The 20,794-nt window shown below is 68.2% G+C and carries 21 protein-coding genes; 13 read left to right on the top strand and 8 right to left on the bottom strand.

From position 1 onward, the window contains the following. Nucleotides 1-102 precede the first annotated feature (102 nt). Together OZ671_RS10380 and OZ671_RS10375 are read left to right on the top strand one after the other, a co-directional pair. Nucleotides 103-876, top strand: coding sequence for a hypothetical protein (locus OZ671_RS10380; protein ID WP_268860690.1), 774 nt, complete (start codon nt 103-105; stop codon nt 874-876). A 132-nt stretch (nt 877-1,008) separates the two neighbouring features. Beyond that, entirely contained in the window at nt 1,009-1,785 is a 777-nt protein-coding gene (locus tag OZ671_RS10375; RefSeq protein ID WP_268860689.1) for a hypothetical protein, read from the top strand. Here the strand turns inward: OZ671_RS10375 and OZ671_RS10370 are convergent. Beyond that, nucleotides 1,782-3,275: an MFS transporter gene (locus OZ671_RS10370; protein ID WP_268860688.1), complete on the bottom strand. Its 1,494-nt coding sequence runs from the start codon at nt 3,273-3,275 to the stop codon at nt 1,782-1,784. The genes OZ671_RS10375 and OZ671_RS10370 overlap by 4 nt on opposite strands. A gap of 167 nt (nt 3,276-3,442) precedes the next feature. On the opposite strand from OZ671_RS10370, the gene OZ671_RS10365 reads away from it, so the two are divergent. Next, the gene (locus OZ671_RS10365; RefSeq protein WP_268860687.1) at nt 3,443-4,081 is read left to right on the top strand and encodes a TetR/AcrR family transcriptional regulator; all 639 of its coding nucleotides are present in this window, start codon (nt 3,443-3,445) and stop codon (nt 4,079-4,081) included. Between the two features lie 45 nt (nt 4,082-4,126). Next, nucleotides 4,127-5,173 (top strand): DUF2272 domain-containing protein, encoded by a 1,047-nt coding sequence (locus tag OZ671_RS10360; RefSeq protein WP_268860686.1) that lies wholly within the window; start codon nt 4,127-4,129, stop codon nt 5,171-5,173. A gap of 3 nt (nt 5,174-5,176) precedes the next feature. Here OZ671_RS10360 and OZ671_RS10355 read toward each other — a convergent pair whose 3' ends face one another. The 5 genes from OZ671_RS10355 to OZ671_RS10335 form a co-directional block, all read right to left on the bottom strand. Then, a complete protein-coding gene (locus OZ671_RS10355) occupies nt 5,177-6,571 on the bottom strand; it encodes a sensor domain-containing diguanylate cyclase (RefSeq protein ID WP_268860685.1) in 1,395 nt (464 codons plus the stop codon). An 83-nt stretch (nt 6,572-6,654) separates the two neighbouring features. Beyond that, on the bottom strand, nt 6,655-7,860 hold the full coding sequence (locus OZ671_RS10350) for a multidrug effflux MFS transporter (protein WP_268860684.1): 1,206 nt from the start codon (nt 7,858-7,860) through the stop codon (nt 6,655-6,657). A 90-nt stretch (nt 7,861-7,950) separates the two neighbouring features. Continuing rightward, on the bottom strand, nt 7,951-8,925 hold the full coding sequence (locus OZ671_RS10345; protein WP_268860683.1) for a tripartite tricarboxylate transporter substrate-binding protein: 975 nt from the start codon (nt 8,923-8,925) through the stop codon (nt 7,951-7,953). Nucleotides 8,926-9,012: 87 nt separating this feature from the next. Beyond that, a complete protein-coding gene (locus OZ671_RS10340) occupies nt 9,013-10,014 on the bottom strand; it encodes a tripartite tricarboxylate transporter substrate-binding protein (protein ID WP_268860682.1) in 1,002 nt (333 codons plus the stop codon). A 63-nt stretch (nt 10,015-10,077) separates the two neighbouring features. Further along, complete coding sequence (locus OZ671_RS10335) at nt 10,078-10,830, bottom strand: GntR family transcriptional regulator (RefSeq protein WP_268860681.1); 753 nt, start codon at nt 10,828-10,830, stop codon at nt 10,078-10,080. Between the two features lie 94 nt (nt 10,831-10,924). On the opposite strand from OZ671_RS10335, the gene OZ671_RS10330 reads away from it, so the two are divergent. The 7 genes from OZ671_RS10330 (at nt 10,925) to dps (ending at nt 17,169) form a co-directional block, all read left to right on the top strand. Continuing rightward, nucleotides 10,925-11,224: a UxaA family hydrolase gene (locus OZ671_RS10330; RefSeq protein WP_038310070.1), complete on the top strand. Its 300-nt coding sequence runs from the start codon at nt 10,925-10,927 to the stop codon at nt 11,222-11,224. 144 nt (nt 11,225-11,368) lie between these two features. After that, nucleotides 11,369-12,520 carry a UxaA family hydrolase gene (locus tag OZ671_RS10325; protein WP_268860735.1) on the top strand — a complete coding sequence of 384 codons (1,152 nt, stop codon included), beginning with the start codon at nt 11,369-11,371 and terminating at the stop codon, nt 12,518-12,520. Between the two features lie 54 nt (nt 12,521-12,574). Then, a complete protein-coding gene (locus OZ671_RS10320; RefSeq protein ID WP_268860680.1) occupies nt 12,575-13,660 on the top strand; it encodes a GNAT family N-acetyltransferase in 1,086 nt (361 codons plus the stop codon). Next, entirely contained in the window at nt 13,657-14,691 is a 1,035-nt protein-coding gene (locus OZ671_RS10315; protein ID WP_268860679.1) for a YeiH family protein, read from the top strand. Before OZ671_RS10320 ends, OZ671_RS10315 begins: the two co-directional genes overlap by 4 nt. 11 nt (nt 14,692-14,702) lie before the next feature. Continuing rightward, complete coding sequence (locus OZ671_RS10310) at nt 14,703-15,638, top strand: NAD(P)-dependent oxidoreductase (protein WP_268860678.1); 936 nt, start codon at nt 14,703-14,705, stop codon at nt 15,636-15,638. Further along, a complete protein-coding gene (locus OZ671_RS10305; protein ID WP_268860677.1) occupies nt 15,635-16,630 on the top strand; it encodes an Ldh family oxidoreductase in 996 nt (331 codons plus the stop codon). Before OZ671_RS10310 ends, OZ671_RS10305 begins: the two co-directional genes overlap by 4 nt. A 62-nt stretch (nt 16,631-16,692) precedes the next feature. After that, nucleotides 16,693-17,169 (top strand): DNA starvation/stationary phase protection protein Dps, encoded by a 477-nt coding sequence (gene dps, locus OZ671_RS10300; protein WP_268860676.1) that lies wholly within the window; start codon nt 16,693-16,695, stop codon nt 17,167-17,169. 66 nt (nt 17,170-17,235) lie between these two features. Here dps and OZ671_RS10295 read toward each other — a convergent pair whose 3' ends face one another. Continuing rightward, nucleotides 17,236-18,255 carry an NADP-dependent oxidoreductase gene (locus OZ671_RS10295; RefSeq protein WP_268860675.1) on the bottom strand — a complete coding sequence of 340 codons (1,020 nt, stop codon included), beginning with the start codon at nt 18,253-18,255 and terminating at the stop codon, nt 17,236-17,238. Between the two features lie 508 nt (nt 18,256-18,763). Here OZ671_RS10295 and OZ671_RS10290 point away from each other — a divergent pair. Together OZ671_RS10290 and OZ671_RS10285 are read left to right on the top strand one after the other, a co-directional pair. Further along, on the top strand, nt 18,764-19,966 hold the full coding sequence (locus OZ671_RS10290) for a DEAD/DEAH box helicase (RefSeq protein WP_268860674.1): 1,203 nt from the start codon (nt 18,764-18,766) through the stop codon (nt 19,964-19,966). 37 nt (nt 19,967-20,003) lie between these two features. Further along, nucleotides 20,004-20,213: a cold-shock protein gene (locus tag OZ671_RS10285; protein ID WP_038310056.1), complete on the top strand. Its 210-nt coding sequence runs from the start codon at nt 20,004-20,006 to the stop codon at nt 20,211-20,213. A gap of 119 nt (nt 20,214-20,332) precedes the next feature. Here OZ671_RS10285 and OZ671_RS10280 read toward each other — a convergent pair whose 3' ends face one another. Next, on the bottom strand, nt 20,333-20,575 hold the full coding sequence (locus OZ671_RS10280; RefSeq protein ID WP_038310054.1) for a hypothetical protein: 243 nt from the start codon (nt 20,573-20,575) through the stop codon (nt 20,333-20,335). Nucleotides 20,576-20,794: the final 219 nt, after the last annotated feature.

Genomic DNA, 20,794 nt, shown 5'->3' with positions numbered 1-20,794 from the left:
GGTCGCGACGGGCCTCCCACGAAAAGTGCTGGAAACAAAGGACCATTACCCGGTGCTGGCCTTTGCGCCGCAGATGACGGCACACGGAACGGGAGGTGAAGCATGACATGGCTCAGCCGCTGGAGCGCTCTGGTTATCGCGGCCATCGTCATGGCGGCAGGACCGGCCCGTACCGAGGTCTCGCCCGGCGCGGTCTCGGGTTTCAATGCGAATTATGCAGCGTTCGAAGCCCTGCTCGCCGAGACGCGCGCACGGGGTACGCTACCGCGCCTTGCAGTGCCACGGGAGGCTGAGGTCCTGAACCGCCTGTGGGACGTCGGCATGCTGTTTGGCCGCCCGCCTTATACGCTCGCCGATCTTTCACCCCTGCTCGACGTCATGGACAAGCAGCATGTGGTCCTGCGGACCTATCTTACCCACGCCAGCGATCCCGCGGCCCGCCCCAATCTCGCCGCCAATTTCGTGACCTTCCAGGATGAAGTGGCCCAGGCCCTTGCCGCGCAGATCAATGGCTGGGGTGCGGTCATTGCCGCACGCGGTGACATGGTGCGCTACCCCTCGCCCGAAACCCTCGCACCCGACGACCAGACCAAGCTCAGGGACTTCCGCGACAGCGTCCTCGAAGTGATCGGCCGTGCGGCCCTGCTGCTGCGGGTGCCGGAGATCCGGCCGGCGGCCCAGGTGACGATCGCGACGGCACTTGGCGACAACGCCGATGCGATTGCCGGGCTCATGACCCGCCGCAACCGTGTCATGCTGGCGACGGCGATGGAAACCGCGCTGCCGTCGCTGCCGGCGGAGGCGCAAAGGCCCGCGAAGCTCTTGATGGCGGCGGCGCGCGAAAGTCCCTGCCGCGGGCTATGCGCGCTCGACTGACGGAGCGAGGGCCGCATCCATCCGCTGCAACCAGAGGTGGCTGGACCTTCCGGGGCGATGCCGGCACCGTCCGACGCGGCCCCCGTCGCGCCGGTCCGCGCAAGGGGACGATTTGCCGGAGGATGAAAGCGCATGGCCCGACGGGTTGCGATCGCTTTTCTTGCCGCCGCGATGACCGCCTTCGCGACCGGTGCCGCGACGCGGGCCGAGGTACCGCCATCTGCCCCGGCCGAGCTCGCCGCCGCCTCGGCCGCCTTCGACACCCTGGTGCGTGAAGCGCGCCAGCGCGACACCCTGCCGCGCCTGTCGGTTGCGGGCGATGCCGCCATTCTCCAGCGCCTCTGGGACGCCGATGCCCTGCTCGGCCGGCCTCCCTATGCGGCCGCCGACGTGCCAAGGCTTCTCGCCATCGTCGAGCGGCAGAGCAGAATCATCAAGACCTACGCCCTGTTCAGCGCCGATCCGGCGGCCGCGCCCGATACCGCACGCAACGTGGCGACATTCCAGGATGAAATTACACGCGCGCAGGCCTTTCTCATCATGGTCTTCGGGGCCGCCGCTCCGGCCTTGAACGACCTCGTCAGCCGTCTTCCGCCCGGCCAGTTCGACGAAACGCGCAAACAGGGCCTGCGCCAGATGCGGCTTGGCATTCTCGAATATGTCAGCGGCATCGTCCTCGCCCTGCGGAGTCCCGCCCTGTCGCCGGCGAACCGGCAGCGCGTCACCCAGGCCTTCGCCGACAATGCGGTGGCTCTCGCTGCTCTCGTGAGCGGCGACGACCGGGTGGCCCTGAGCGCGGCGATGATAACGGCCCTCCCCGCGCTGACGGGGGAAGCCCAGGCATCGGCCAAACGGTTCATCGCTGCGATGCAGGAGACCCCATGCGAGGGGCTGTGCGCGCTCCGTTAGCCGCTTGCAGGGCGCCTGCGCGCCGCCGCCAGCAGCACGACCGCGATCATCCCGGCGAGCCCGGCGCATAGCATCGCCATCTGGAAGCCACCGGCGACCGCGGCTTCCGCCATGGCCTGGAAGCGGCCGGGGTCGACGGCGAGGCCCGCGGCAACCTCGTGGCGGACGAGCGCGAGGTTGGCCACATGAGCCGCATCGGCAATGCCGGCACGCTCAAGCGTCGCTGTCAGAAGCCCGACGGCCTTCAGCGTCATGACCGTGCCCAGCAGGGCGACCCCAATGGTCATGCCGGCCTGGCGCAGCGCGTTCATGGTGGCCGACGCCATCCCGGAGCGCCGGCGGGGCACCGATAGCATGATCATCGCGCCGGTGGCCGGCACGGCGAGCCCCATGCCGACGCCGAGCCCCGCCAGCAGCAGCGCGAGCACGAGATACGGCGTGACTTCCGTGATGGTCGCCATGCCCAGCATGGCGAACCCGACCAGGGCATAGCCGAGCATCATCAGCCGGGCGACGCCGTGGCGCGCCGCGAGCCGGCCGAACAGGGCGGAGACGCCGGCCATCAGGACGAATTGCGGCGCCATGGCCCAGCCGGCGCCGGTCGCGCTCCAGCCCTGGGCGCGCTGCAGCAGCAGCGAGATGAAGAACAGGCTGCTGTAGCCGGCGAATCCGAGGATGAACGAGGCGACATTGGTGGCGGCGAAGGCCGGGTCGCGGAACAGATCGAGCGGCAGGAGCGGCCTTGCCGCCCGCGTCTCGACCGCGACGAACCCCATGAAGGCCAAGAGGCCCGCCGTGAGGGCGACCCATGTGGCCGTGCCGGTCCAGCCGGCGCTGCCGGCGGTGATCAGGCCGTAGGTCACGAAGCCGAGCACGGCCATGCTGAGCACCTGCCCGGCCGGATCAAGGGCGGCATGGTCGGGGTCGGCACTCTCGGCAATGCCGGCAAGGCCGCAGCCAAACGCGACGAAGCCCAGCGGCAGGTTGATGAGGAAGATGCTCGGCCAGCCCCAGTGGTCGACGAGAAGCCCGCCGAGGATCGGGCCCAGAACCAGCGAGATCGCGCTGAACGAGGACCAGCCGCCAATGACGTGCGCCCGCTCGGCAGGCTCCGGAAAGGCCTGCGTCAGGATCGACAGCGCGCCCGGAATGAGGAAGGCGCCGGCAATCCCCTGGATCGCGCAGCCGGCCACCAGCACCAGGAGGTTCGGGGCGGCCGCGCAGACCGCCGAGCCGGCCATGAAGATGACGACGCCCGCGAGCCATGCGCGCTTGCGACCATAGCGATCGCCGATCGGTCCGGCCGACAGCATGAAGGCGGACAGGCACAGGGCATAGGCGCCGACCACCCATTGCAGGCCGGCGAGGTCGGTATGCAGCGCGGTCTGGATCGATGGCAGGGCGACGCTGACGATCGAAATGTCGAGCGCCGCCATGAACGTGCCGAGATAGACGGCGGCGACCAGCAGGAAGCGGTTGGATTGGGTCATGACGGCTCTGCGAGAAGGGTAACGAGCCGCTTGAATAGATACTGACCGACCGTCAGTCAATTGATCCGATGTAGTTGAGATCAATTATAAATCATGGCACCAAGGGCGGTGCGCTCGACAAGGCCGGGCGCGATGACGGAGTGGCGATGATCAGGCAGAATCGGGGGATGAAGCGCGACAGGGCCACGGCCGTTCCACGCACCAAGCCGGCCGAGGAGCGGCGCGACGACCTGATGGACGCGGCCGCACGGCTGTTCATCGCACAGGGCGTGGAGGCGACGACCGTCGACGACATCGTCGCGGCGGCGGGAGTCGCCAAGGGTACCTATTATCACTACTTCCCAGCGAAGACGGATGTCGTGCTCGCCCTGCGCGACCGGTTCACCGCAGGGTTTCTCAGCCGTATCGCAGGGGCCCTCGCAGCCGCGCCCGCGGAGCCTGCGGATGCGCGGCTGACGGCCTGGATCCGGGCCGCGGTTGCAACCTATCTCGACAATGTCGCCCTGCACGACGTCGTGTTTCACGACTTTCGCCATGACAACCGGCGCTCGCGCGAGAAGGACGCCGTGCTGGAGCAGTTGCAGGCCGTGCTGATGGCCGGCCAGGATGCCGGCTCCTGGCGGCTCGGCGACGCGCGCGCCGCCGCCATCGTCCTGTTCGAAGGCATGCATGGCGTCGTGGACGATGCCATCGCACGCGCAGCCGCCGAACACCGACCCGTCGATCGCGCCGCCATAGCCGAGACGCTCGCCGGCCTGTTCCTGCCCATGCTCGGACAGCCGGATCCTGGCAGGCCCCACCCCTGACTCGACGGCCTTGCGCAAGAACCGGACGCGTGCGCTGATCCCGCCATGCGCCCATCCCTCGTTCCCATCCTGCTGCTTGCCGTGCTGTCGCCGGCGAAGGCCGTCGAGCCCTTCACATCCCAGGAGTTGGCCGCCATCGACCGCCTGTGTCGAACGACGGCCGCCCTGCCGCCCTCCCCGCTGGCCATCGAGGTCGCGGCGACCGCCGTGCGCGAGCACGAGGCTTTCGGCGGTCACGTCATCGATCGCGACGGCCGCTTCCTGCGTTTCGGCGCCGTCGAAGCCGAGGCCTTCCGGAACGACCCTGCGGGCCACGGCGCGCCCTGGCGCCAGGTGATGCGCTACTGGCAGACCCTCGGCGCCCTGGAGCGCCTGCCGCTCGAGGTCAGGCGCCTTCCGGGCCTGATCGACAACCCGGCGGCGACGACGGCCGGCGTCGCCGTGCCGCTGGCCGGCCTGAGGGAGGCCGCGGACCAGGCTGGGGGTTCGGCAGAGGACCGCGAGGCCATGCTGCAATCGGCGATCCGCGCCGCCCTCGTCGACGTGCCGTGGTCCGCGGCCTTCGCATCCCATGTCGCGCTGAGCGCCGGCGTCGCGCGCTCGCGCTTCGCCGCCAGCCAGGCCCATGTCGACTATGTCGCCGAAGCCGCCGGCCGCTCACGCGAGGAGGCCGCCGGGCACGCAGCGACGGCCTTCTATCGCGCCTGCGATCCGCGCCGCACTCCCATGCGTCCAGGCGATCTCATCTGCAACCATCGTCACCCGCCAGCGGAGATCGACGCGCTCGGTCTTTCCGGCAGCCTGTTCGCAAGCCTTGCCGGCGCTCTCGCGCGCGGCGAGCGGCCGGTCTGGAACCTGCATTGCGACATCGTGATCGGCGTCGACCGCCCCGGACGCGTCGCGACGATCATCGGAGGCAATGTGCTGCAATCGGTCACGCGGCGTGGCCTGCGCGCCGACCGGCGAGGGGCGCTGGCGCCGGCCAGGCAGCGTCCCGCCTGTCTGGACAATGCCGAGCCCGGCCCGGTCTGCCGCCCGGAGGCCGCGCCCTGGTTCGTGCTGCTGCAATCGGTCGACGCGCCGATGCCGTGACCGTTAGGCCGCGCACGCCGCCAGCCGGTGGTTGTCCGGCCGGACCGGAGGCACGATCGCCGACGCGCTCACCACCTGGTCGCGGCCCCGCGCCTTGGCTTCATAAAGGCATTCGTCGGCCCGCCGCATGATGAGGTCGGGCCTCGCCCCCTCGGCCACCATCGTAAAGGCGCCGACGCTGACGGTGACCCGCCCTTTGGGGCTCGACCTGTGCGGCACGGCAAGCCGCGCCACCGCGGCGCGGATCTCCTCGGCGACGGCGGCGGCACCAGACGCATCGGCCGCCGGCACCAGCACGACGAACTCCTCGCCGCCGTAGCGGCTGACGAAATCCTGACGGTCCGGGCTGACCCCGATCAGCGCCAGCCCGACCGCGCGCAGGCAGAGATCACCGACCTGGTGACCATAGGTGTCATTGTAGCTCTTGAACCAGTCGATATCGATCATGATCACCGAAATCGCCTGGCCCGATCGGCTGGCAAGCCCCCACTGTTCCGCGAGCTGCTCGTCGAAGTGGCGCCGATTGAAAAGCTGCGTCAGCCCGTCGCGTTCGGCGAGGCGGCGGAGCACTTCGTTGGCCTTGGCGGCATTGAGATAGAGCCTCGTGATCTCCAGGCAAAGCGCGGCCAGCACCGCCACCGACGCCGTCAGGCCGAAGACCTTGGCGGCATACCAGCCGGCCGAATATTGCGGGCCGCCGTAGAAGCTCAGCCAGATGTCGAGGCAGGTCGCCCCCAGGCCGACGGCGAGGCCGGCATCCTCGGCCGTGTGCGCCCGCTGGACGGACAGGACGAAGCCGGCGAGAGCCAGCGCCAGCAGCGATACCGGCACCAGTTTCAGGGCCGGCGAGCCGAAAGCGACGCCGTCGACGAAGATGTCCGGCAGGCGCTCGGCCCCGAGCGTCACACCGACGACGGTGGCGGCGGCAACGGCGAGCGTGCCGAGAAGGATCGGCCCGGCGCGATAGTGGTCCGCGCCGGACCGGGTCAGATACCAGACGGCGGCAAGCCCGAAGCCGTAGTGCCAGGCGATCCAGAGGTAGATCGCGCTCATGCGGTTGCCGATGATCGAGCCCGCGACGATGGCGTCGGGAAAACTGAAGACCGCCGGCATCATCATGAGCACGACGAAAATATAGGCCGCGGCGAGGATGTTGAGCCGGCTCTGGCCGCTGGCGGTCGCCTTGCACAGGAACAGCGTCGCGAGCAGAGCGTTGAGCACCACCATGGTCACGCCATAGGCCAGCATGAAGGCCGGCAGCCGGCTGACCGGCCGGGCCGCCAGGGGCATGATCAGCGCGCCGATGGCGAGCAGAAGCGCGAGCGCGCCAAGGCTCCAGGTCAGGCGAAGGCGTGGCGCCGCCTGGATCCGAATGGCCGATGCCTTGAGAAAGTCCATGGTGCGCCCGTGCCGCCAGCGGACCGTATTTCACGGCGCACGCGCTAAAATTTCCTCAACGTTTTCGGTCTCCTGGCCTTTTTCTACCGCAAGGGAAGCGAGGACCGGCGATCGACGAGCAGCATGCAGGCCCAGGCGCCGATCGCCGCGGCCAGAATCAGGGCCACCATCGGCGTCGCGCTGACATGAAGGCCGACCAGGCTGCCGGCAAGCTGCGCCGCCACCGCCCCGAGGCCCATCTGGGCGAAGCCGACAAGGCCCGAGGACGAGCCGGCGGCCTGCGGATTGATGCTGACCGCCCCGGCCACCGCGCCGGGCAATTGCAGGCCATTGGCAAAGGCGATGCCCGCCTGTGGCAGGAACAGCATGGCGGGGTGGGTCATCAGGCCGGTCAGGGCAATGCCGAACTGGATGAGCGCCGCGCCGATCATCAGGACGCAGCCCCAGGCGATCAGCCGGTCGCCCCCGAAGCGCATGGAATAGCGGCCGGACACGGCATTGCCGATCATGTAGCCTGCGGCATTGGCGATGAACCAAAGCCCGTAGGTGGTCGAGCTTTCGCCCATGACGCTGACCACGACATGCGGCGCGCCGCCGACAAAGGCGAAAAAGGTGACCGACGACACTGCCCCGATGCCGAGATAGCCGAGAAAGTTGCGATCGGCGAGGAGATGGCGCGCGTCGCGCAGGATCTCGCCCGCGGAAGGCGAGGCCGCGCCGGCACGCGTTTCCGGCAGGCCGACAACGGTGGCTGCGAGGGCCAATCCGGTGATGACGGCGGTCGCCACGAAGATCCAGCGCCAACCGACGGTCTCGTTGAGCACGCCGCCGATCGAAGGCGCGACCATGGGTGCGACCATCATGGCCATGGTGACCCAGCCGATCATGGAGGCGGACCGGTCACGATCGAATACGTCCCGGATCACCGCCCGGCCGACGACGAGCCCTGCGGAAGCGCCGAGCGACTGCAGCACCCTTGCCGCGATCAGCCAGCCGATGCTGGCGGCAGCCGCGGCCGCGAGGCTCATCACCGTCGTCAGCACCAGCGCGCCGATGATGACGGGGCGCCGGCCATAGCGGTCGGACAGGGGTCCGTGCAGCAGCTGCGCGCCGGCCATGCCGGCGAGGTAGAGTGTGACGGTGAGCTGGACGAGCCCCGGATCGGCGTCGAAATAGCGGGCGAGCGCCGGCACAGCCGGCAGCGGCAGGTTGAGGGCGATCGGGCCGATCGCCGTCAGGATCACCAGGAGCGGCACGAGGATGCGCGGAGACAGGCGGGGATCGGACATGGACTGCTCCGCGTCGAGACGGTCATGTCGCCCGCGAGGCGCCCGAGGTCAAGCGGCGAGGACGCCGCTCCGCCATGCAGCCCGCCTGCGTCACTGCGCCGCGCTGACCCCGGCCGCGCGGATGACCCTGCCCCATTTGGCGACCTCGCGCTCGAGCTGCGCACGCGCTTCGGCGGGCCCGCGCCGGCCGCGCGGATAGACGACCGTGCCGAGCTCGTCGAACCGGGCGAGGATCAGCGGATCCTCGAGCGCCTTTTCCAATGCACCATGGAGCGCCTCGACCACCGGTCCGGGCGTGCCCCGCGGCGCGTACATCGCGTGCCAGACCGTCACGTCGAAACCCTGCAGACCCGCCTCCTGCAAGGTCGGGATTTCCGCGAGCTGCTGGACTCTCTCCGGTACCGTCACGGCATGGGCGCGGATCCGGCCGCCGCGGATCTGGGGAATGGAATTGGTGGTCTGGTCGCACATCATGTCGATCTGGCCGCCAACGAGATCGTTCATGGCCGGACCGGCGCCGCGATAGGGAATTTCGTTGACCTTCACGCCGAGCATCGCCTGCAGCAGCATGATGCACAGATGCGAGCCCGCACCAACGCCCGAATGTCCCATCCGGACGTTCTCGCGGTTGGTCCTGACATAGGCGAGCAGCGCGCCGATGTCGCGCGGCGGCAGATCCGGCTTGGAGACGATCACATAGGGGCCGGAATTGACGAGGCCGATCGGCGCGAAGTCGGCCAGCGTGTCGTAGCTCAGGCGCGGATAGAGCGTTGCTCCCGCGGCAAGCGCCAGGTGATGGATCAGCAGCGTATAGCCATCGGGTGCTGCCCGTGCGACGCGGCTCGCCGCCACCGTGCCGCCCGCCCCGGCCGCATTCTCGACGATGACCTGCTGGCCGAGGGTCTGCGACATCGACTGGCCGACGAGGCGGGCGAAGACGTCGGTCGAGCCGCCGGCCGCGAAAGGCACGATCAGCGTGATCGGCCGCTCCGGATAGCTGCCGGCACGGGCCGGCGCGCCTGCAATCGTCGCCGCGACGAGCGCGGCGGCCAGACAACGCAACATCCGATCCTCCCCAACGGCAGAGCGCCCGGCCCTTCTTCAAGGGGCCTGGCGCCGATGCTGCGTCATGGGACGCGATCTGTCACGGGGTCAGTTGGCGACGACGCCGGCCTCGCGGATGACCCGGCCCCATTTGGCGACCTCGCTTTCAAGCTGGGCCCGCGCCTCGGCCGCTCCGCGCCGCCCCTCGGGATAGGGCGTCGTGCCGAGATCGGTGAAGCGGGCGAGCACCTGCGGATCCTTCAACGCCGCCTCCAGCGCCGCGCCAAGCTTGGCGAGCGCCGGCGCCGGTGTTCCCCGCGGTGCATAGAGGGCGTGCCAGATGGTGATCTCGAAACCGGCCAGGCCCGCCTGCTGCAGCGTCCGCAGGTCGGGCAGTTGCGCGACACGCTCGGCCGAGGTCACGGCATAGGACCTGACCCGGTTGCCCTGGATCTGCGGCATCGAATTGGTCGTCTGGTCGCACAGGACATCGACCTGGCCCGCGAGGAGATCGTTCATGGCCGGACCGGTGCCGCGATAGGGAATCTCGTTGACCTTCACCTGGAGCGCCGACTGGAGAAGCATGTTGCACAGATGCGCGCCCGAGCCGATGCCGGCATGGGCGAGCGAGACGCTGCGGCCATTGGCTTTCAGATAGGCGAGGAGTTCGGCAATGTTGCGCGGCGGCAGGTCGAGCTTCGAGATCATCACGAAGGGCCCCTGATTGACGAGGCCGATCGGCGCGAAATCCTTCAGCGTGTCATAAGGCAGGTTCGGATAGAGCGTCGCACCTGCCGCCAGAGCCACGTGATGGATCAGGATGGTGTAGCCGTCGGCCGGCGCACGCGCCGCGCGCGCGGCGCCGGTCGTTCCGCCGGCGCCGCCGACATTCTCGATGATGACGGTCTGGCCGAGCGTGCGCGACATCGACTGGCCGATGAGACGGCCCAGCACGTCCGACGGTCCGCCGGCGGCAAAGGGCACGATCATGGTGATCGGGCGGTCCGGATAGGTCTCGGCCACAGCGGGTGACAGAAGACCGGCCAGGGCGGCCAGGGCGGCACCCAGAACAGCGCGACATGACGCGCCGATCATTTCACGACAAAGCATTCCTTCCTCCAAAAACTTGGACGGTATTGTCTTTCGTGAATGTCCGGCCCGTCGATCCGGCACTCATCGTAGATCCGATAGATAATGAAAGCTGTCGGATCGGCATAAAGAGACACGCCATTCTACGGGCGCGCCCTGAACGTCGGCGGCGATGCGGTCGATCAACAGGACCGGCGCGCCGGGATCGAGGCCGAGAAGGGCCGCATCCTCCGCCGGGCAGGCGATCGCCTTGAGGCTTTCGGTGGCCCGCGCGACCGGCACGCCGTAGCGCGCGGCGTAGAGGCCGTAGAGATTGTTCGGCATGGGCTCCTCGCGCTCGAGCCCGGGAAAGCGCGCCGCCGGTACGACGATCGCCTCGGAAATGGCCTTTTCGCCGCCGAGCGAGCGCACTCGCCGGATCGACACGACCGAGGCCCCGGCCCCGAGCGCCAGCTTCGCCCGCATGGTGGCGTCGGCGCGCTGGCGCGCCACCGCATGGACCTCGCTGTCCGGAAAGACGCGCGCACCGCCGTCGCGCGACAGCTTGAAGAACTGGAACAGCACCCGGTCCTCATCGTGGGACGCGACGAAGGTGCCGCGGCCCTGGCGACGCACGAGCAGGTTCTCGGCCGTCATCTCGTCCAGCGCCTTGCGCACGGTGCCCTGGCTCACCGCCAGTTCATGAGCGATCTGGAATTCGCTCGGGATGATCTGCCCCGTCTGCCAGCGGCCGTCGGCGATACGCCTGACCAGCATGTCCTTGACCTGCCGATAGAGCGGCCGAAAGCCGACGACATCGCCGTCGCCACCGTCGCGCTCGTCCCGTTCGTGAGCCATCGGCCTGCCTCGCTTCCGTTGACACTGTATCTGCTCTTATGTCTTATACAAGACCTATGCGCGAAGAGCGCGACAGCGGCGAGGAAGGCTGGCAATGGCAGGCACAACGGGCGCCCCCCATCTCCTGGTGCACGAAAAGAAAGACACGGTCGGCGTGGTCGTCGTGGAAGGCCTGAAGGCCGGTACCGACATGCTCGCCGTGGTCACTCACGACAATTCGGATTTCCGCATCACTGCGAAGCAGGACATTCCGATCGGCCACAAGGTGGCGCTGAAGAACATCAAGAAGGGCGACACGATCTGGAAGTACGGCCAGGACATCGGCAAGGCCGTCGCCGACATCAAGGCCGGCGAACACGCCCACGTGCACAACATCAAGACCAAGCGCTGGTGAGGACTTAAAGACATGTCGCTGATGGTGGCGAATTTCGAACTCGTCCAGCGCAAGCTGAAATCGGTCAAGGGCCGCAGGATCGACGCCGAGGGCTTCAAGGCTCCGGTGGTCAAGCGCCCGAGCGGCCGCTCGCTCGACAGCTTCATGGGCTGGCGCCGCGAGAACGGCCGGGTCGGCGTGCGCAATCACGTCCTGCTGCTGCCGCTCGACGATCTCTCCAACGCCGCCTGCGAGGCGGTCGCCAACAATATCAAGGGCACGCTCGCCATTCCGCACGCCTATGGGCGCCTGCAGTTCGGCGAGGACCTGGACCTGCATTTCCGCACTCTCATCGGCACGGGCGCCAATCCGAACGTCGCCGCCGTGGTGGTGATCGGCATCGAGGACCAGTGGACCAAGCGCGTGGTCGACGGCATCGCCAGGACCGGCAAGCCGGTCGTCGGCTTCGGCATCGAAGGCCATGGCGACATCGCCACCATCGCCAAGGCGAGCTATGTCGCCAAGGAATTCGTGCAGTGGGCCACCGAGCTCGCCCGCGAGAAATGCGCCATCGAGGAATTGTGGATCTCGACGAAGTGCGGCGAGAGCGACACCACGACCGGCCTGTCGTCCTGCCCGACGGTCGGCAACATGTACGACAAGCTGATCCCGCGCGGCATCTACGGCGTTTTCGGCGAGACCTCCGAGATCACCGGCGCGGAACATCTGTGCAAGGCCCGCGCGGCGACGCCCGAAGTCGGCGAGCGCTGGTACAAGATGTGGAAGGCCTATCAGGACGACGTCATCGAAGCGCACAAGACCGACGATCTGTCCGACAGCCAGCCGACCAAGGGCAATATTGCCGGCGGCCTGACGACGATCGAGGAAAAGGCCCTGGGCAATCTCGAGAAGATCGGCCGTGAATGCCGCTACATCGACATTCTGCAGCCGGCCGAGACGCCGGCGAGCGGCGCCGGCCTCTACTATATGGACACGTCCTCGGCGGCGGCCGAATGCGTGACGCTGATGGCCGCCGGCGGCTATGTCATCCACACCTTCCCGACCGGCCAGGGCAATGTCATTGGCAATCCGATCGTGCCGGTCATCAAGATCTCGGGCAATCCGAAAACCATCCGGACCATGCCCGAACATATCGACGTGGACGTGTCGGGTGTGCTGAAACGGACCATGACGATCCCGCAGGCCGGCGACGCCCTGATCGAGAACATCGTCCGCACGGCGAACGGCCGCCTGACCGCAGCCGAGGCGCTGGGCCACCGCGAGTTCTCGATGACCAAGCTCTATCGCTCGGCCTGATCATTCCCTGTTCCGGCGCGCCGCCCGGCGCGCCGGACTGCCCCGATGGCAGCCATGGCCGCAATGCCGCTCACCCTCGTCGCGCCGAGCCTCGACAAGGTCGAAGGCTATGTCGATGCCCTGCGCCAGGGCTGGTCTCCGAACAATCTGCGCGACGTCAGCGCCGAGCAGATCACCGCCTATGAAGCCGACCCGGCAGCCTTCGTGGCGAGCCTGACCAGCCGCGAGGGACTGATCCTGCTGCCGGACGGATCGCGCGTGCCGAAGCTGCCGTTCATTGCGCGCTGGCTGTGGGACGGTGAATTTGCCGGTGTCATTTCCCTGCGCTGGCAGGAGGGCTCCGATGCCCTGCCCGCCCACGTCTCCGGCCATGTCGGCTATGCGGTCGTGCCATGGAAACGCCGGCGCGGCTATGCCCGCGCGGCGCTCGCCGCGATCCTGCCGGAAGCGCGCAGCGTCGGCCTCGACCAGGTCACGCTGACCTGCGATCCCGACAATGCCGCCTCGATGGGCGTGATCGAGGCCAATGGCGGCCTCCTCGCCGCGCGCATCGACGCCTCGCCGCACCGCGACGGCCCGACACTGGTCTATGCGATCCGGCTCGGTCCCATTCTCGATACGGAGCGGCTCGTGCTCAGTCCGATCGGGCTCGGCGATTTCGATCAGCTCGCGCGCCTCAATGCCGATCCCGAAGCCGGCGGCCGGCTCAAGCATGGCGTGCTCGATGCGGCGGCGACGCGCGATCAGCTCGACGGCTATCGGCGCATCTGGGTCGACCACGGCCATGGCATGTTCGCGATGCGCCGCCGCGACACCGGCGCCTTTGTCGGCATAGCCGGCCTCTGGCAGCACGACGACGGCCTCGGCCTGGCCCTGCGCTATGCCGTCATGCCGGAACAGCGCGGCCAGGGCTTTACGCTTGAAGCCATGCGCGCCGTGCTCGACTTCGCCGCCCGGCGTGATCTTGGTCCGGTCGTCGCGGTCACCCGCGAGACCAATGCCGCCTCGCGCAGGATTCTCGACGCGCTCGGCTTCACCCTGCGCGAGGTGCGCCAGCGCGACGACCGCCGCTCCCTCGTCTATGCGCAATCCGCCGCACTCGACGCCACGGCGCAGCGGCGCAGGCAGGCCCCCTCATGACGCTCGTTTCTCCCGCCGCCGCACGGCCGCTGCTGCCCGGCATGGCGCTCGCATCCGCCGTCTCGATCGCCGCCGTGTTCGCCGAGCCGCTGGTCCGGACGGCGAGTGGCGGACGCCTCGCCCTGCCCGGCATGGTCATCGCGCTGATCATCGGCATAGCCCTGCACGGTCTTGCCGCCCGACCGCTGTTCGAACCCGGCCTGACCTTCGCCGTGAAGAAGCTGCTGCGCTGGGCGATCGGCCTGCTTGGGCTACGGGTCGCGCTGGGCGACATTGTCGGGCTCGGCGCCGGCACGCTGGTGCTCGTCGTCACCGCCATGGCGGTCACCATCGCAACCGGCATCTGGCTCGCCCGCCGGGTCGGAGCCCATGACGGCTACGGGGCTCTCGCGGGCGCGGCGACCGCGGTCTGCGGCGCCTCGGCAGCCCTCGCCACCACCACGGTGCTGCCGCACTACAAGGCGCGCGCCGCCGACACGGCCTTCACCGTCGTCGCCGCCAATGCGCTGTCGACGCTGGTCATGCTCGCCTATCCGCCGCTCGCCATCCTGGTCGGCTTCGACGCGACCAAGACCGGCATCCTTCTCGGCGCCACCATCCACGACATGGCGCAGGTGGTCGGCGCCGGCTATGCCGTGTCGGACCCGGTCGGCAACACGGCCGTGGTGGTCAAGCTGTTCAGGGTGTTCCTGCTGCTGCCCGTCGTCCTCGTCATCGGCTGGTGGTTCATGCGCCGCGGCGAAGCGGCCCACGAAGCCAAGGTGCCCGTGCCGGTCTTCGCGCTGGTCTTCCTCGCTCTCGTCGTTGTCAATTCGATCCTGCCGAACACGGCCCTCGCCGCCCCCTATGCGCAGGTCAAGGGCTGGCTCGTCGCCATCTCCAATGCCGGCCTTCTGATCGCCATCGCCGCGCTGGGCCTCGGTACGTCGATCACCGCCATCCTGTCGATCGGCTGGCGCCACGTCGCCGTCTTCATCGGCACCACCGTCACCATCCTGGCCGTCGTCATTGCCGGCCTTCTGATCAGCTAGCGCGAGCGGACATGGCCGATATCGTCATCAGCGAGTTCATGGACGAGACGGCCGTGGCCGAGCTCGCGAACCGGCACACGGTCGTCTACGACAAGACGCTCGTCGACCGGCCCGAGGAACTGCTGCGCCATGCCGCCGCCGCGCGGGCCCTGATCGTGCGCAACCGCACCCAGGTGCGCGGCCCGCTGCTCGAAGCGGGCCGCCGCCTCGTGGCCATCGGCCGGCTCGGCGTCGGGCTCGACAATATCGATGTCGCCGCCTGCAAAGCGCGCGGCATCGCCGTGCTGCCGGCAACCGGCGCCAACGACATAGCCGTCGCCGAATGGGCCGTGACGACCATCCTGATGCTGCTGCGCGGCGCCTATGCCGCCAGCGCCGAGGTGGCCGGCGGCACCTGGCCGCGCGAGCGGCTGATGGGCCGGGAGGTTTGCGGCAAGACACTGGGCCTCGTCGGTTTCGGCGCGATCGCCCGCGAGACTGCGGCACGGGCGCGCGCCTTCGGCATGACCGTCATGGCCGCCGATCCGTTCGTCGCCGACGGCGACCCGGCCTGGCGGGCCCACGGTGTCGCCAAAGTCGGTCTCGACACGCTCGTCGGCTCGGCCGATGCGGTCAGCCTGCATGTGCCATTGACCGAGGAGACCCGTGCCCTCTTCGACGCGGCGCGGCTCGCGGCCATGAAACCCGGCGCGGTTCTGGTCAATGCCGCACGCGGCGGGGTGGTCGACGAAGCGGCGCTGGCGGCCGCGCTCACGGCCGGCCAGCTCGCCGGCGCCGCGCTGGACGTGTTCGACACCGAGCCCTTGAAGGCGGGCTCGCCGCTCGCCGGCGTGCCCAATCTCATCCTGACGCCGCATATTGCCGGCGTGACCGTCGAGAGCAATGTCCGGGTCTCCGCCGTCACGGCGGCGAATGTCCTCAAGGCTCTCGAGGAGTGCCCGTCATGAACCGCGTTTCCATTGCGGCCGCCGAGGCCTATGTCGCCCGCATCTTCCGCAGCCACGGCGCCTCCGCGCTCGCCGCCGCCTCCGTGGCTCGCGCTCTGGTCGGTGCCGAGGCCGACGGCCTCAAGGGCCATGGCCTGTCGCGCATCCCGACCTATCTCGGCATGCTTGCCGCCGGCAAGATCCGCGGCGATGCCGTGCCCACCGCGGCGCGGATCCGGCCGGCAACGCTGATGATCGACGCTGCTGACGGCTTCGCCTATCCGGCCATTGATCTGGCCTGCGCCGAGCTCGCCGTCATCGCGCGCGAAACCGGCATCGCCGCGGCGGCGATCACCCGCTCCAACCATGCCGGAGCGCTCGGCCATCATGTCGAGCGTCTCGCCGAGCAGGGCCTGATCGCGCTGTTCTTCGCCAATACGCCGGAAGCGATCGCGCCGGCGGGCGGCACCCGCGCCGTCTACGGCACCAATCCCATTGCCTTCGCCGCGCCGCTGCCGGGACGCCCGCCGGTTGTGGTCGACCTCGCGCTCTCCACCGTCGCACGCGGCAATATCGTCGCCGCCAGGCAGAAGGGCGAAGCGATCCCGGAAGGCTGGGCGCTGGATGCCGAGGGCCGGCCGACCACCGACGCCGGAGAGGCGCTGAAGGGGACCATGGTGGCGCTCGGCGGCGCCAAGGGAACGGCGCTCGCGCTGATGGTGGAGGTGCTGGCGGCCGCCCTGACCGGCGCGCATCTGTCGATGGAAGCCTCCTCCTTCCTCGACGACAAGGGGCCTCCGCCCGGAACCGGGCAGACGATTCTCGCCATCGATCCGGCCGGCTTCGGCCACGCCGCGCTCGGGGCGCGCATGACGGCGCTTGCCGCCGCCATCGAGGCGCAGCCTGGCGCGCGGCTCCCCGGCCAGCGGCGCCTGGCGCTGCGTGCCGCAGCAGCTGGCGGCGGCATTGTCCTTCCCGATGAACTGGTTGCGCGCTTTGGTGCTATAGGGTGATCCGGCCGGGCGACGCGAATACGGCTTCATCGGTCGAATCCGGCCCTGTCCGAGGAGTTGAGATGACCAAAGCCTTTGCCAACGACCTGAAGAGCAATACGCGCAACGCCATGATCGCCCTGCTCAACAAGCGGCTTGCCGATGCCGTTGATCTGAAGCTGGCGATCAAACAGGCCCACTGGAACATCAAGGGCCCCGGCTTCATTGCCGTGCACGAGCTGTTCGACGCGGTGGCCGCCCGCATCGAGGATCACGGCGACACGCTGGCCGAGCGCATCGTGCAGCTCGGCGGCATTGCCGCCGGCACGACGCAGGCGGCGGCGGCAGCCACGTCGCTGGCCGCCTATCCGCTGGACGCCAGCGCGCAAGCCGACCATCTCAAGGCGGTGAGCGACCGGCTCGGCGCTTTCGCCAAGTCCTGCCGCGAAGGGATCGACGAAGCCGATACGGCGGGCGATGCGGTCACCGCCGACATCTTCACGAGCGTTGCCAGGGCGGTCGACAAGGACCATTGGTTCGTCGGCGCGCACCTCGCCTGAGCCGCTGCCTCGAAACAGCGCGGCCCGGACTCTGCCAGCCCGGGCCGCCTTCACGTGAGCAGGCGGTCAGGCGACCTTGATCACCAGCTTGCCGAAATTGCGGCCCTTGAGCAGGCCGATGAAGGCCTCCGGCGCATTGTCGAGCCCTTCGACGACATCCTCCCGGTACTTGACCTTGCCGTCGCGTATCCAGGCCGACATGTCGGTGAAGAAATCCTTCGCCTGATCGGCGAAGTCGCGCACGATGAAGCCGCGGAAATTCAGGCGCTTGGTCAGGATGTCGCGCAGGATCAGGGGCGTCCGGTCCGGCCCGTCGGGCAGGCTGGTGGCATTGTACTGTGCGATGACGCCGCAGACCGGCACCCGGGCGAAGAAGTTGAGCAGCGGGAAGACGGCGTCGAAAACCGCCCCGCCGACATTCTCGAAATAGACGTCGATGCCATTGGGGCAGGCCGCCTTCAGGTCCGCCGCAAAGGTCGGCGAGCGGTGATCGACGGCCACGTCGAAACCAAACTCCTCGATCAGCGCCCGGCACTTGTCGGCGCCACCGGCAATGCCGACCGCGCGCGCGCCCTTGATCCTGGCGATCTGGCCGACCGCCGAGCCGACCGGACCGGTCGCCGCGGCGACCACCACGGTCTCGCCGGCCTTCGGCTGGCCGATGGTCAGAAGCCCGGTATAGGCCGTCATGCCGGGCATGCCGAGCACACCGAGCGCCGTCGAGATCGGCGCGGCCGACGGGTCGATCTTGCGCAGCGTCTTGGCGTCGGCGACAGCATGGGACTGCCAGCCCGAATGCGACAGGACGATGTCGCCGGCGCGGAAACGGTCGCTGCGGCTCTCCACCACTTCGCCGACGGTGCCGCCTTCCATCACGCCGCCGATCTCGACGGGCGCGGCGTAAGACTTGGCATCGCTCATCCGGCCGCGCATATAGGGATCGAGGGAGAGGTAGCGGATCTTGAGAACCACCTCGCCCTCGCCCGGCGCGGCGACCGGCGCCTCCTCGATGCGAAAGTCGGAGGGCTTCGGTTCACCATGCGGACGGGCGGCGAGAACAATGCGGCGGCTAACGAGACTGGTCATCGGACGGCTCCCAGGGGAACGAGGTATCGCGTGAAGTGCTAGCCCGGATTTGCCGTTCCGGCTACGCCACGACCGCAGCGCGACACGCTGCGTAACGCACGAAACAACGACGAGTTCCCGCCGTAGAGTGCATATGTTCTATTCGCCGGAAGCGCGCGTCGAACCCTGTAACACTGCTTATCCGCCGGCCATCCCATCAATGCCGCGTCTTGCTTCAATATCTGAGAAATTTCAACTGATTGACGCAAGAATTAAGCGAGGAAACAACGTCCTTCAACCAAATAGGCCATACGGAAATTAACGCGATGGGGTTGACGGGAACGGCAAGTTACAGCATTTAAAGCAAACATCGTCGTGATAGCGCTGCGCCGCCTTTGTTAGTTCCCGGGCGTCGATAACCGGAGATCGGTGCGACAACGAGTCTGATCCGCCCCGGCGCGCGGCTCATGACCTCCAGACTGGGGACCGTAGAGACGGTATTTCCGGTAGACTTGAAAGACACATCTTCTTGAACTCCTCTGATTTCGTTTCGCTCGGCCTGGCCGAGCCGCTCTTGCATTCTCTGAAGGATCACGGCTTTACCCGCCCGACGCCGATCCAGGCGAAAGCTATTCCTCACCTCCTTGAAGACCACGACCTGATCGGCATCGCCCAGACCGGCACCGGCAAGACCGCCGCCTTCAGCCTGCCCATCCTTCAGCATCTCAGCGAGGAGACGAGCCGCCTGCCGGCCAAGGGCGTGCGCGCCCTGATCCTCGCCCCCACCCGCGAACTGGCGCTGCAGATCGGCGATACCATCGCCAAGCTGTCGCGCCGGACCAAGCTGCGCCACACCGTCATTTTCGGCGGCGTCGGCCAGAACCCGCAGGTTCAGGCCCTGGCACGCGGCATTGACATCCTCGTCGCGACTCCCGGCCGGCTCATCGACCTGTCGAACCAGGGCGCTGTGCGGCTCGATACCGTCACCCATCTCGTCCTCGACGAAGCCGACCGCATGCTCGACATGGGTTTCATCCATGACGTGATGAAGATCATCAACAAGCTGCCCGAGCAGCGTCAGTCGATGCTGTTCTCGGCGACCATGCCGAAAGAGGTGGCCAAGCTCGCCCGCACCATCCTGTGGGAGCCGGTGAGCGTCGAGGTGACCCCGGAAGTCGTGACGGTCGAGGCCATCGAGCAGCACGTCTATCACGTGTCGACGGCCGACAAGCGGGCGCTGCTGGAGAGCCTGCTGAAGGATCCCGGCCTCGCCCGCGTCGTGGTGTTCACGCGCACCAAGCACGGGGCCAATCGCCTGGCCGGCCAGCTCGCCAAGGCGGGCATCGCGGCCGATGCGATCCATGGCAACAAGAGCCAGAACGCACGCCAGCGCGCGCTGGCCCAGTTCAAGGCCGGCAACGTGCGCGTGCTGGTGGCGACCGATCTGTTCGCCCGCGGCATCGACGTCGCCGAGATCACCCATGTGGTGAATTTCGACCTGCCCAACGAACCGGAAAGCTATGTCCACCGCATCGGCCGCACTGGCCGTGCAGGTCGGGCTGGCATTGCCTACGCTTTCTGCGATCCTTCCGAGCGCAGCTACCTGACCGCCATCGAAAGGCTGACGCGCGTACCGTTGACGGTGGTGCCGCATGCATCGCAGGCCCCGCGGCGCGACCCGCGCCCCGTGGCCAACCAAGCTCGTCCGCAGCCCAAACGCCGGGCTGCGTGACATCCCATCCCTCCACCGCCAAACATGAGGAGCTTCCATGGCGACCGGGACTGTAAAGTGGTTCAACCCCCAGAAAGGCTACGGCTTCATCCAGCCCGCCGACGGCGGCAAGGACGTGTTCGTGCACATTTCCGCCGTGCAGCGCGCCGGTCTCAACGACCTGCGTGAAGGCGAGAAGGTGTCGTACGAGCTCGCCACCGACCGCCGCACCGGCAAGCAGTCGGCAGACGACCTGAAACTCGACTGACGCAAACGACTGATTTGGGCTCGAAGCGACACGTGTGAAACAGCGTCGCTGTCCTCAGGCGATCCGGCGGGGTCGCCTCGTGCGACAGCGGCCTGATACTTCAGACCTTTGGCCTTGCATCAATGGACCGTCGCGGTGGCACTTGCGAGCCCCGCGCCGATCTGTTCCAGAACGACGATTTCCGGATCCTCGTCGGCCCGCGCCGAGGAGACCGAAAGAATGATCACCCCCGGTCGCTTCCGGGCAACGAACTTGGCGACGACCTGCGCCTGTTCGTAGGTATCGAGGTAATGAACATCCTCGGCCACCATGCGAGACCCCCGCTGAACGAAGGGCACGACGGCAAAATTCCGTTGGGGCATGGCCTGCTCCCCCTGAGACGACAGGGGCGAGTATAAGCCCGAAGCCGAGCGGCTGTGATCGGGCATCTCCCCATCGTGTCATTCCCTATACGCGCCGCATGCAGGGCTGGCGCCCGGCAGCGCTTACCGCGGCCCGGGGGCTGGCCCTGTCTTCGACGCGACGCCGGCCAGCGCCTTCCAGCAGCCGTCGGCCGCCTGCCGCGCCGGGCCGGAAGCGAA

This window comes from Phreatobacter sp. AB_2022a (genome assembly GCF_026847585.1).
Lineage (GTDB): Bacteria > Pseudomonadota > Alphaproteobacteria > Rhizobiales > Phreatobacteraceae > Phreatobacter.
Note: the sequence above shows the minus strand (reverse complement) of the source record. Positions and strands in the feature narration are given on the sequence as shown.

Coding starts and splice junctions, on each gene's coding strand:
- OZ671_RS10375 (WP_268860689.1), top strand. CDS start 1,009: ATGGCCCGACGGGTTGCGATCGCTTTTCTTGCCGCCGCGATGACCGCC.
- OZ671_RS10335 (WP_268860681.1), bottom strand. CDS start 10,830: ATGGCTCACGAACGGGACGAGCGCGACGGTGGCGACGGCGATGTCGTC.
- OZ671_RS10370 (WP_268860688.1), bottom strand. CDS start 3,275: ATGACCCAATCCAACCGCTTCCTGCTGGTCGCCGCCGTCTATCTCGGC.
- dps (WP_268860676.1), top strand. CDS start 16,693: ATGACCAAAGCCTTTGCCAACGACCTGAAGAGCAATACGCGCAACGCC.
- OZ671_RS10285 (WP_038310056.1), top strand. CDS start 20,004: ATGGCGACCGGGACTGTAAAGTGGTTCAACCCCCAGAAAGGCTACGGC.
- OZ671_RS10295 (WP_268860675.1), bottom strand. CDS start 18,255: ATGACCAGTCTCGTTAGCCGCCGCATTGTTCTCGCCGCCCGTCCGCAT.
- OZ671_RS10280 (WP_038310054.1), bottom strand. CDS start 20,575: ATGCCCCAACGGAATTTTGCCGTCGTGCCCTTCGTTCAGCGGGGGTCT.
- OZ671_RS10350 (WP_268860684.1), bottom strand. CDS start 7,860: ATGTCCGATCCCCGCCTGTCTCCGCGCATCCTCGTGCCGCTCCTGGTG.
- OZ671_RS10380 (WP_268860690.1), top strand. CDS start 103: ATGACATGGCTCAGCCGCTGGAGCGCTCTGGTTATCGCGGCCATCGTC.
- OZ671_RS10365 (WP_268860687.1), top strand. CDS start 3,443: ATGAAGCGCGACAGGGCCACGGCCGTTCCACGCACCAAGCCGGCCGAG.
- OZ671_RS10340 (WP_268860682.1), bottom strand. CDS start 10,014: ATGCTTTGTCGTGAAATGATCGGCGCGTCATGTCGCGCTGTTCTGGGT.
- OZ671_RS10355 (WP_268860685.1), bottom strand. CDS start 6,571: ATGGACTTTCTCAAGGCATCGGCCATTCGGATCCAGGCGGCGCCACGC.
- OZ671_RS10330 (WP_038310070.1), top strand. CDS start 10,925: ATGGCAGGCACAACGGGCGCCCCCCATCTCCTGGTGCACGAAAAGAAA.
- OZ671_RS10305 (WP_268860677.1), top strand. CDS start 15,635: ATGAACCGCGTTTCCATTGCGGCCGCCGAGGCCTATGTCGCCCGCATC.
- OZ671_RS10315 (WP_268860679.1), top strand. CDS start 13,657: ATGACGCTCGTTTCTCCCGCCGCCGCACGGCCGCTGCTGCCCGGCATG.
- OZ671_RS10320 (WP_268860680.1), top strand. CDS start 12,575: ATGGCCGCAATGCCGCTCACCCTCGTCGCGCCGAGCCTCGACAAGGTC.
- OZ671_RS10345 (WP_268860683.1), bottom strand. CDS start 8,925: ATGTTGCGTTGTCTGGCCGCCGCGCTCGTCGCGGCGACGATTGCAGGC.
- OZ671_RS10360 (WP_268860686.1), top strand. CDS start 4,127: ATGCGCCCATCCCTCGTTCCCATCCTGCTGCTTGCCGTGCTGTCGCCG.
- OZ671_RS10325 (WP_268860735.1), top strand. CDS start 11,369: ATGGGCTGGCGCCGCGAGAACGGCCGGGTCGGCGTGCGCAATCACGTC.
- OZ671_RS10310 (WP_268860678.1), top strand. CDS start 14,703: ATGGCCGATATCGTCATCAGCGAGTTCATGGACGAGACGGCCGTGGCC.